The sequence below is a fragment of the Pseudanabaena biceps PCC 7429 genome, assembly GCF_000332215.1.
Taxonomy (GTDB): domain Bacteria; phylum Cyanobacteriota; class Cyanobacteriia; order Pseudanabaenales; family Pseudanabaenaceae; genus Pseudanabaena; species Pseudanabaena biceps.
In genome coordinates this window covers 1-9,717 of sequence record NZ_ALWB01000198.1, presented here as the reverse complement: position 1 = coordinate 9,717, position 9,717 = coordinate 1, and the positions used below count along the sequence as shown (strand labels likewise).

The following is a 9,717-nucleotide window of genomic DNA, read 5'->3' as shown; positions in this document are numbered from 1 at the left end:
CCTAGCCTAATGTTGATCGATACATCTGCCATTGCTGAGGATACCCATGTCCCCATTGCTCCGAGAGAAGCGATCGCAGCTATTATAATTTCATTGGTTTATGCTCCTTAAGATTTAACAACACAATGTAGAAGCCACCTATTACCTACTTTATCTCAAACCTTATAGTCCTAGTCAGTTTTTGAGCCAGTTTTTGAGCTATAGTACCAACCAGCGGTTAAGCATAATTAAAAACAAACCAGAGAGCGTACCGCCCGCGTAGCGGGCGGTACGCTCTTCTAGGTTTTAAGTTTACTTATGCTTAACTACTTACTTAATCAATCAATATGCGAATATAAAGATGAGAAGAACATAGTACCGCCCACCTTCAACCTTAATAACACTAAACATTCAGCCCGATCAAAATGAAAGCTCCAGATTATCCAGACAATGAGGATGTTCGTATAGATGCGTTGCGATCGCTAAATATTCTCGATACTAAGTCAGAGGAACGATTCGATCGCCTAACCCGACTCGCTAAGCGCTTATTTGGGGTCTCGATCGTTATGGTTAATTTCGTTGATATTAACCGTCTGTGGGTTAAGTCCGTCCAAGGGGTGGAAATAAGCGAATCTCCTAGAGACACGTCATTTTGTGGTCATGCAATTTTGGGCAATGATATTTTGATCGTCTCTGACGCTTTATCGGATCGGCGATTTTACGATAATCCCTTTGTAATTGGAGATCCCAAAGTTCGCTTTTATGCGGGACTTCCTATCGTTGTGCCAAATGGTAGCAAAGTTGGTACGCTTTGTTTAGTAGATTACAACCCACGTACCTTTAGCGAGGAAGATCAGGAACTACTGCGTGATTTGGGGCAAATGGCTGAACAAGAACTCGCGGCTGTGCAAATGGCAACTATTGACGAGTTAACTCAAATATCTAATCGGCGTGGATTTATTGCGCTAGCCCTTCATTCCCTCAATTTATGCAAACGTTTAAATAAACCCGCATCTCTATTCTTTTTTGACCTAGATTTATTTAAAGAAATCAATGATCGTTACGGACATGCTGAAGGCGATCGCGCTTTGATAGGTTTCAGTCAAATTTTAAAAGATGCTTTTCGTGAGTCCGATGTCATTGGTCGTCTAGGTGGCGACGAATTTGTGGTTTTGTTGACCAATACTAATCGCGCAGCTAGCAATTTACTATTGAGTCGTCTTGAGAACATTAGGAAGGAGTATAACCAAAAAGAGGCGCGTGGTTACGATATTCTCTGTAGCGTTGGTGTGGTTGAGTTCGATCCTAATCGACATCAATCCATCGAAGATCTTTTAGAAGATGGCGATCGCTTAATGTATACCCAAAAGAAAAGCAAACGCGCAAAGTCCTTACAATAGGATTGCTATATTTTTGATGAGGCTTCTCAAGATAGTTTGATCAAGCAATCAATTTATTCAAAATCTTAATCATTCAAATTAATCATTCAAAATATTACTTATGTCACCCGATTATATAAAAGCCCAATTGATTCTCCTTATTTCCATTGTGGCGGCGATCGCCTTTGTTGGCTGCATTTACGAAATATCTTACGGCGCACCAGATTTTGGTTTTGCCACTACTTGGACAATTTTGCTAATCAGCTTACCCGTAGGTGTATATAGCTTTGTCAAAGCCGTCAGCCTCGCCCGAAAGTCTATGCAATAAGTTCATAAGTTAGCCATTGGGGCGCTAAGCGCCCTTTCTAAAATATCTTGGCAAAAACAGTATGACCACTTCTCCACTCCCTCAGCCCCAACTAGATCGCACCCCAATTACCATCGACCAATATCACGAATCCATCCCCCATTAACTGACCAGTGCCAATTTATAAGGATACTTATATTTCAGTAAGATATAAACTTAGAATTGCTTGTAGACAGCCAATAATTTTTTCGACTTCATTGATGTAGTAGCGATCGCTATCAATGCTCACAACTTGATTGACTAACTTTAGAAATTGCCAACGCTCACCTGTTGTCACACATCCATAGATAGTATCAATCTGCTGCTTGGGATTTTTAAGGTTAACTAATTGTGCGCCATACATCTGAGCAATACATTGTCCTAAGCCTGACTCCACGTCATTTTTCTTAGCTTCGACTAAAGCAAAAATAGGTGTTTCAAGAGTATAGGAGATCGCCCCCTTACTGAGAATAAAATCACATTCTCCAGTCAAGCCTCGCTCCTTATCAGCATCAAGATTTTTGCCAGAATAAATGGCAAATTTGCGATCATTAATCCTTTCCATTTCTAGTAAAATTGGCGCAACAATAAACTCCGAACGAGCCTTTTCACTGCCAGACTTCAAAGCAAAGTCTAAACTAAGATTGAGAGTTTCATTGAGCCATTTACTGGGCTGAATTGGTAATGAATTCTCAAAAAGTCGATTATTAATCAAGGATAAAGATAGCTTTTCACGAACCTCAGTCAGACCAAAATCACTGTATGCCATACCATCTAAATTCCCGCTTTTATAAAAAACTGCTCTGAAGTTACTGCCAAGTTAGGAAATAAGTCATCGCTTAATAAACGATCGCCTCGATAAGTTTCAGGAGGGCGATCGGCAAAAAACACCGTCAGGCTCCGCATCGGTGGATAAACAACCCAAACGCGATCGACTCCTGCACTCAAATAATCCATCGCCTTTTGAGCTAACTGATTGAAAGTCTGATCGGGCGATACAATCTCAATCACTAATTCAGGCAATACTGGGCAAGGTGCATCCTCACGCCAATCTGCGGCAAGACGCTCATGGGAAACATAGAGCAAGTTAGGTACAGGAACCCAATCTTTTCCCCTTCGTTTTAAGACTACTGACCACTCTACTCTTACGCGCCCAAAACCATCACACCAAGATGAAAGCTCAACCCAAAAAATAGTTGTTAATGAGGAGTGAAAAAATTTGGGTGACATTTTTTTTACTGCTTCTCCTTCAACTAGCTCATAACTTGCGTCTATATCTGGTAACTTCAAAAACTCCTCCAAGGTTAATGGTTGCTTTACCTCTAAGTTAGTTTCGTCTTTTTCAATAAGAATGCTGGTCATATTTTGCTCCTAATCAAATTAGACAAGTTATACCAAAACTAAAAATGGCGTAGCCATTTTTAGTTTTTCAAACCCTTACTAGGTTTGGTTCTTAATTCACAAAAGTGTTGTCACACTTTCGTGAATTGGTATTAGGGCTTTAAAGATTTTTGATGGGGCGGCGAAGCCACGCCATCAAAAATCGGGTTCCTTTATGTCTTAATTTAGCAAATGGGCGATCGCCTCAATCAAAAAAGGGACAGCACCTTCATCCCAAAATCCTTCCGAGCGTCGTCCCGTTAATAACTGGAAATGTAAATTAAAGTCATGGGGATAGCCATTTACCTCAAGGCAAATATCCTCAGTCTCCAACGTACAACAAATCTTTTCGCCATCTGACAACTCGCTTGCCATCACCTGCATCGTCTCCGCAAGTTGCGAAGCTAATTTACAAAAATCTTTAAATTCGCTTTCAGTTAACTCGATCGCCCAACTTTCCGCCCCAACTAAACCCTTATATAAATCAACATCGGAACGAAAACCGATCCGCCAACCATCACCGCGAAGTAGTTTTTTCGCTGAATTTCGATCCGTAAAATTTAACATAGTCCTTTAAGAATTTTATAGTTTGTCGCACTTTGTTAAGTAGCTAGGTAAGTAGCTAGGTAAGTAGCTAGGCGCAATTAAACATAAAACCCCAAAACCTATAGCGCACGCGCAGCTTGCGCTACAGGTTTTGATTCTGGATTTTAATTACGCCCAGCTACTTACGACAAACTATAAATTCAAGCCTTTCAGTCGCTCAGAATTTCAGGCTGGGAAATTTCATCAGACATTTCCATAATGGCGCGTAAAATCGGCTTCATCATGCGATCGTCATAATCATCATCTTCATAGCGTCTGAGCTTGGCTCTGTTGGCAACTTGCACAGTAATGCGATAACGATTGGAGGAGGCGTTTATCAGTTCTTCGACACGACGAATAATTTGTGACGAATCAATAGTGTAGCGTTTTGCCATAAAACCGAAAGAAAATGAGCCTTTTAAGTCTAACGCGATCGCACTCATCTTTAACCAATCATCTTGAGGCGATCGGAAAAAAATTTCAACCAAGCAAGTTTTGTGATGTAATATGATGGTCTGGCATAGCTATTTGGGGCGGATTCTTCAAATCCATGACTGCAAAGAAAGTACTGGTAATTGACGACAGCATAATGATCCGCAAAATGGTTAAAAGCATTTTGGCGGGAAAATATGATGTCTTAGAAGCAAGTGATGGCAAATCAGGTTTAGATGCTGCTCGCCGAGCCTTTCCTGACCTAATTTTGCTTGATTTCGTGATGCCCAAATACAATGGATATCAGACCTTACAAGCAATCCGTCGTGTCGAAGGATTGCAAAAGGTTCCTGTAATCATGATTTCTGGACTTAAAGAACAGGTTACCGAGCATGTTCCTGAGCCATTTACTGAGTTTGATTTCCTTGAAAAACCTTTTGAAGCGGATGTATTAGTTTCCCGTATTCAAAACTTTTTAATACCTGAGCCCGTTCAATCAGTGCCAGAATCAGTATCTCGCTCTACCCCTGCGGTGGTCAGAGAGGTACAGCGTTCTGAGGAACCTAGCCTCCAAATGATTGTCAATCGACTCACATCGACTGAGACTTTATTGGTGCAGGGGATTGAGAACTTGATTCAGCGTGAAGTTGTGGCAAGGTTTAACGAGTTAAATACGCGAATCGATCGCCAAGATAAAGATATCGAAACCTTGAATCAACGTATGGAAAAAATTTCCGAGCAAATCGATCATCAGAATAAAGGTTTGATGTTGATTCTCCGAGAGCTAAAAAGCTTACAGGGCAAGTAAAACAAATAAAAAACAAATAAAAAAACAAATAAAAAAAGAGGTGCTTAGCACCTCTTTTTTATTTGTTTAGGGTGGATTCTACTTAGGTGAGTCTAAGGCGACAACTGCGAGGCTTGGCTCGATCGCTTGATTGTCTACACCATTCGGTGTGGTGCAGTAAAGCACCAACAAAGGCAAAGCGCCAACCACAATACCCAGCAAAGCAGGCACATAAAAACCAGAGCTAAAGCTGAGGACAAAAGCAAACATAAAGTTTCCTGCATACAAAATGGTCGGAAAGAGAATTTGCTGGCGGTTTAGGATTGGTTGGTCATTTTTGCCCCAAATTACGGAGGCAACGGTCATAAATAAGGAGCCAGTGCCAAACCAACCTAAAAAGTTTTGATAGGGCATTCCATAAAATTCACCTGCTTGATGCCATTCCCAGAAAGGAAATGCGGTTTGACTCATGGCGGGATCGAGTACAAAGTCCCATGAAGTCAGCATTAGTGCCCCAAGGGCGATCGCCATAATTTTATAGCCCCATCCCGTGCCGAAGCGCATTAAGGTCGCTGCGACTAAAAAGGCAGAGAAGCCCATATAAAACCATGAGAGGGGGATCGTAAATGGAACTAAGCCTGCAATCTTATAACCTAAACCACTTAGATAGGAATAGGCTCCAAAGGGAAATCCCGTGCTAGTTCCTAACAATTCGCTGCTAACGGACAAACCAATGGCAGGAATGCAAAAAGCGAGGGTACGTTTCAGCCCGATGGTTTGCTTGCCATAAAGAAATGCGGCGATCGCGCCAAAAATCATGTAAGAAGCACCACCATTTTGCATTCCCCATGAAAAGACTTGCAAACCAGCTTCGGACAAGCTTTCAATAAACTCGGTATTGGGCAGTACAAAAATTAGACCAAATAGCCCAAATACCATTGAAACTAGGTGCATTCCTAAATTAAACCATTGTGCGGGGATCGCTCGCCTCATCACGCCATTTACTCCCAGAAATAGTTGAAATTTAATTAATTGAGTTTGAACTTTGCTTTAACTAACTTAACAAAAGTATAAGCTAGCATACCATTCATTTTTAAGTTTGCGGTTTTGCTTCTTCACCCTCAGGCTTAAAAAGCCGATGCGGCTATATAAAGCTGCCGCCAAGTGTATAAAGCCGAAGAAGAGAAGGTTGGCGCGAAGCGCCAACCTTCTCTTCTTCGGCTTTATACCAATTCACTGTAAGGGTTTTCAAAGCTCAAAATGGCGTAGCCATTTTGAGCTTATTAGGTGGACTGGATCGACCATAGAGCGAGAATTAGGAGCGAAATTGCGATCGCAAACCATAGAAAATTATTGCGGCTATTGGTATTTGGCTTGTCGAGGGAAACTTCTCGAAAGGGCTTGTGATCGCTGTTATCTTGCGTTTTTTTTCTTGCTACGGGCTTAGATTCGTAGGTATCGGGAGATTCTAAAATTGGGACTTCCGAGACCACACCCTCTAGTTTGCCTAGGGGCGGCGCAGTCAAAATTCCCAACATATAACGTGCTGATTTTCGGACATTATTAACGGGATGCTTTTTCAGGCTCCGACAAAGGGCGATCGCCTCTTCGGTTCTGCCGACAGCATCATAGGAATTCGCCAGCCATACCAGAATTTCTCCGCCTAAAACCGTTTCTAAAACTGCTAAGACACGGGCGCGTTCAAGCAGCGCAATCGCCTGTTGGTAATTGCCACTTTCAAAATTGCTAATCCCCTCTTGATATAGCTGTGATGCTATCTGGTCTGCACTGATTTCTTCCATCAGTAAATTTCTATCTCCATAGTTCAGTTATTATGGGAATTCCAAAAGTCATGTTATAGAGTCACGGCACAAAGAGTCATGGCACAAAGCGCCGCGACTCTATAACCATGTCTGTGCTTTTAAAGCTTGGACTATCTCGTAGTTGGCGGCGGGCAATTGATAACTACTCAATTCATCAACGGTGACCCAACGAATTTCCGAGCAAGCGATCGCCTGTGGTTCTCCCGCCAGATGGTTACAGTGATGGACGATCAGACTTACCCGCAGCGTTTCATATTCAAAATCCACGGTGATTAGATGATCACCAACGGCAACATCGATCGCCAATTCTTCTTGCAATTCCCGCTTGATGCATTCTGGGGCAGTCTCCTGCCCCTCAATTTTACCTCCAGGAAACTCCCAATATCCAGCCAGTTCGCCCTCAGGCAAACGGCGATCGATGAGGATACGTTGGCGATCGCGATCCCAAACCACGCCAACACCAATACATCGATATTTTTTCGGGATCGCATCTACGCCCAAATTAGTACCCAAATCAGTCATCAATAAACTCCAAGCCCTTAGCCACAGGAGTTAAACCCTTTTCTGCTAGCCATGTGGGGTTATACATTCGACTCTGATATCGACCACCACCATCACAGAGAATTGTCGCGATCGTATGTCCTTTGCCTAATTTACGAGCGAGTTTCACTGCCCCAACCACATTCAGCGCCGCCGAACTACCAACAAACAAACCGTCATGCTTGAGTAAGTACTGAGCCATCTCAATCACCTGCTGATCGGTGCCTTGGAACGCCCCATCTAATCTAGCACGATTAAAATTTGCCGTCGCCCGATTAATGCCAATTCCCTCGGTAATCGAGTTGCCCTCAGCCTTAAATTCACCCGTAGTGATATAGCTGTATAAGCCCGACCCCGTCGGATCGATCAAGTAAGTAGCAATTTGCGAATTTTGCTCCTTCAGATAGGCCGTCACACCACCAATTGTGCCCCCCGTGCCCGAGGACATTACTACCCCATCAAGTTGACCTCCAGACTGCTCCCAAATTTCAGGAGCCGTAGTCTGATAATGGGCTTCGGAATTTGCTAAATTTTCAAACTGATTTGCCCAAAAAGAATTAGCAATTTCTTCCGAGCGTCTGCGAGCGACATGGTAATAATTATCGGGACTAGAGAATGGTGCAGGTGTACTTAACTCGACTTCCGCGCCAAGGGTCTTTAGCAGATCGATTTTTTCCTGCGATTGATTGCTAGGCATCACAATGACACTCCGATAACCACGAGCATTTGCGACGAGGGCAAGTCCAATTCCCGTATTACCCGCAGTACCTTCTACAATCGTGCCACCCGCTTTAATAGTGCCAGCCTTTTCAGCCTCCAACACCATAAACAGGGCTGCTCGATCCTTAACACTTCCGCCTGGATTAAGCAACTCAGCCTTACCTAAAATTGTGCAACCCGTTGCTTCTGAAAGTGACTCGATTTTAATCAGGGGGGTGTTACCTACAGAGTTAGCAAAACCAATACGAATATCGCTTGTCATGGAATATTAAAAGAAATGAACTACAGCAAAGATTTACAACTTGTCGATCGCTATCAGTATATTTGGGTCTGTAATAGTTATATAGGGATCTACAAATTTGATTTTTCTAGGATTATTGCAGTTACGCGCCATTTATTGCCCATATCATTTACTTTCCATAAATGTTGAAGCCCATAAATTTGGCTGCTCGTAAATAGACTCAACAATCCTTAGTTTAAAAGATCGGATTTGGCGATCGCTATAGATGCAACATATGCAACGACTGTATTACTTACCAAGATTACTTACCAAGTATTACAGAGAATATAATTTCTACATTATGGTAAACCTATGAAATTCTTAGTTGCTATTGATGGCTCTCAAGCAAGTGAACATGCTCTTGCCAAAGCCCTAATTTTTGCCGCACCTCTAAAATCTGAGATTATCTTACTGACTGTAGTTGAACCGCTTAGCAGCTATGTTCCTGAAGTGATGATGCCCACTGGGGACTGGGTCGGCTGGCGCGGATTGCCTGACATCGAGCTGGAGCGCAAAATTTTGAATGCGGGGCAAGCGCTACTCCAAAAAGCCCAAGACATCTGTCAAGCTAGTGACCTCGATACCAGCACCAGACTAGAAACGGGGCAACCCCGTGATGTGATTTGCTCCGTGGCAAAAGAGGAAAATGTTGATTTGGTAATACTCGGATCGAGAGGACTGGGATCGCTAGAGCGATTGATGCTCGGTAGTGTCAGCGATTATATTGTTCACCATTGCGTTGCACCTGTTTTAGTGGTGCGTTAAAATTTGGATGACTTGTCCAAGTCATCTAAATTTTTAATTTTAATTGTGATTTAATTGCGATTTAATTATGATCTAACCGTGATTTTAAAGGACATTTAAAATTATTCTGACATTTCTCTTCTGATACTTCTCTTCTGATACTTCTAAGTTACTTAAACCCCCGATCGCTATCTTGGATATTCCTGCCCGTCGCGTTCTTGTTTGTCAACATCGCACCTGTAAAAAAGATGGTGCGCCTGAGATCCTCGCCATATTGCAACAACAGAAACCGATTAATGTCACTGTAGAAGTCTGTGAATGTCTGGGGCTATGTGGTTCTGGTCCGATGGTGCTCGTATTACCCGACAATATCTACTATTGGCATATTACTCCTAAAAAGATTCAGTCAATTATTGAGACTCATTTGCTCGGTAATGACACCATCCCTAACCTGATGCATCCTCGATTGCATCCCCATTAAATGTAGCTAAGCAGAGAGCATACCGCCCGCTACGCGGGCGGTATGCTCTTCTAGTCCTTAAGTTTACTGCTATAGCTATATTCACTTACAGCGCTTTGCGCTCAAACCCAAACCAAGGAGATTTTTGAAAGCGGTGCGAAGCACCGCTTTCAAAAATCTCCTTGTGGTTCGTTTGATCAATAATTGCTATAAGTTAGGACATCAAACCCAATAGAGAGTTGCAGCGCTTCGCGCTGCAACT

13 protein-coding genes are annotated in these 9,717 nt (G+C 42.6%); 5 read left to right on the top strand and 8 right to left on the bottom strand.

The window, feature by feature from the left end:
- The first annotated feature begins 404 nt into the window (after positions 1-404).
- Together PSE7429_RS17975 and PSE7429_RS17970 are read left to right on the top strand one after the other, a co-directional pair.
- Entirely contained in the window at positions 405-1,379 is a 975-nt protein-coding gene (locus tag PSE7429_RS17975; protein WP_009628739.1) for a sensor domain-containing diguanylate cyclase, read from the top strand.
- Positions 1,380-1,479: 100 nt separating this feature from the next.
- A complete protein-coding gene (locus PSE7429_RS17970; RefSeq protein WP_009628738.1) occupies positions 1,480-1,686 on the top strand; it encodes a hypothetical protein in 207 nt (68 codons plus the stop codon).
- Positions 1,687-1,858: 172 nt separating this feature from the next.
- Here PSE7429_RS17970 and PSE7429_RS17965 read toward each other — a convergent pair whose 3' ends face one another.
- The 4 genes from PSE7429_RS17965 to PSE7429_RS17950 all read right to left on the bottom strand — a co-directional run bounded on the left by PSE7429_RS17965 (position 1,859) and on the right by PSE7429_RS17950 (position 4,064).
- Entirely contained in the window at positions 1,859-2,473 is a 615-nt protein-coding gene (locus PSE7429_RS17965) for a hypothetical protein (protein ID WP_009628737.1), read from the bottom strand.
- A gap of 5 nt (positions 2,474-2,478) precedes the next feature.
- Positions 2,479-3,066: a Uma2 family endonuclease gene (locus PSE7429_RS17960; protein WP_009628736.1), complete on the bottom strand. Its 588-nt coding sequence runs from the start codon at positions 3,064-3,066 to the stop codon at positions 2,479-2,481.
- A 198-nt stretch (positions 3,067-3,264) separates the two neighbouring features.
- Positions 3,265-3,651 carry a DUF1818 family protein gene (locus tag PSE7429_RS17955; protein ID WP_009628735.1) on the bottom strand — a complete coding sequence of 129 codons (387 nt, stop codon included), beginning with the start codon at positions 3,649-3,651 and terminating at the stop codon, positions 3,265-3,267.
- Positions 3,652-3,839: 188 nt separating this feature from the next.
- Positions 3,840-4,064 (bottom strand): DNA-directed RNA polymerase subunit omega, encoded by a 225-nt coding sequence (locus PSE7429_RS17950; RefSeq protein ID WP_040689404.1) that lies wholly within the window; start codon positions 4,062-4,064, stop codon positions 3,840-3,842.
- A gap of 155 nt (positions 4,065-4,219) precedes the next feature.
- On the opposite strand from PSE7429_RS17950, the gene PSE7429_RS17945 reads away from it, so the two are divergent.
- Positions 4,220-4,909 carry a response regulator gene (locus PSE7429_RS17945; protein WP_040689399.1) on the top strand — a complete coding sequence of 230 codons (690 nt, stop codon included), beginning with the start codon at positions 4,220-4,222 and terminating at the stop codon, positions 4,907-4,909.
- 78 nt (positions 4,910-4,987) lie between these two features.
- Here the strand turns inward: PSE7429_RS17945 and cruF are convergent, their stop codons facing one another.
- The 4 genes from cruF to PSE7429_RS17925 form a co-directional block, all read right to left on the bottom strand.
- A complete protein-coding gene (gene cruF, locus PSE7429_RS17940; RefSeq protein ID WP_009628732.1) occupies positions 4,988-5,881 on the bottom strand; it encodes a gamma-carotene 1'-hydroxylase CruF in 894 nt (297 codons plus the stop codon).
- A gap of 290 nt (positions 5,882-6,171) precedes the next feature.
- The gene (locus PSE7429_RS17935) at positions 6,172-6,690 is read right to left on the bottom strand and encodes a tetratricopeptide repeat protein (protein ID WP_009628731.1); all 519 of its coding nucleotides are present in this window, start codon (positions 6,688-6,690) and stop codon (positions 6,172-6,174) included.
- Positions 6,691-6,789: 99 nt separating this feature from the next.
- Positions 6,790-7,233 (bottom strand): 8-oxo-dGTP diphosphatase MutT, encoded by a 444-nt coding sequence (gene mutT, locus PSE7429_RS17930; protein ID WP_009628730.1) that lies wholly within the window; start codon positions 7,231-7,233, stop codon positions 6,790-6,792.
- Positions 7,226-8,233: a cysteine synthase A gene (locus tag PSE7429_RS17925; RefSeq protein WP_009628729.1), complete on the bottom strand. Its 1,008-nt coding sequence runs from the start codon at positions 8,231-8,233 to the stop codon at positions 7,226-7,228. Before PSE7429_RS17925 ends, mutT begins: the two co-directional genes overlap by 8 nt.
- Before the next feature lie 330 nt (positions 8,234-8,563).
- On the opposite strand from PSE7429_RS17925, the gene PSE7429_RS17920 reads away from it, so the two are divergent.
- Complete coding sequence (locus tag PSE7429_RS17920; protein WP_009628728.1) at positions 8,564-9,016, top strand: universal stress protein; 453 nt, start codon at positions 8,564-8,566, stop codon at positions 9,014-9,016.
- Between the two features lie 172 nt (positions 9,017-9,188).
- On the top strand, positions 9,189-9,476 hold the full coding sequence (locus PSE7429_RS17915) for a (2Fe-2S) ferredoxin domain-containing protein (RefSeq protein ID WP_009628727.1): 288 nt from the start codon (positions 9,189-9,191) through the stop codon (positions 9,474-9,476).
- Positions 9,477-9,717 lie beyond the last annotated feature (241 nt).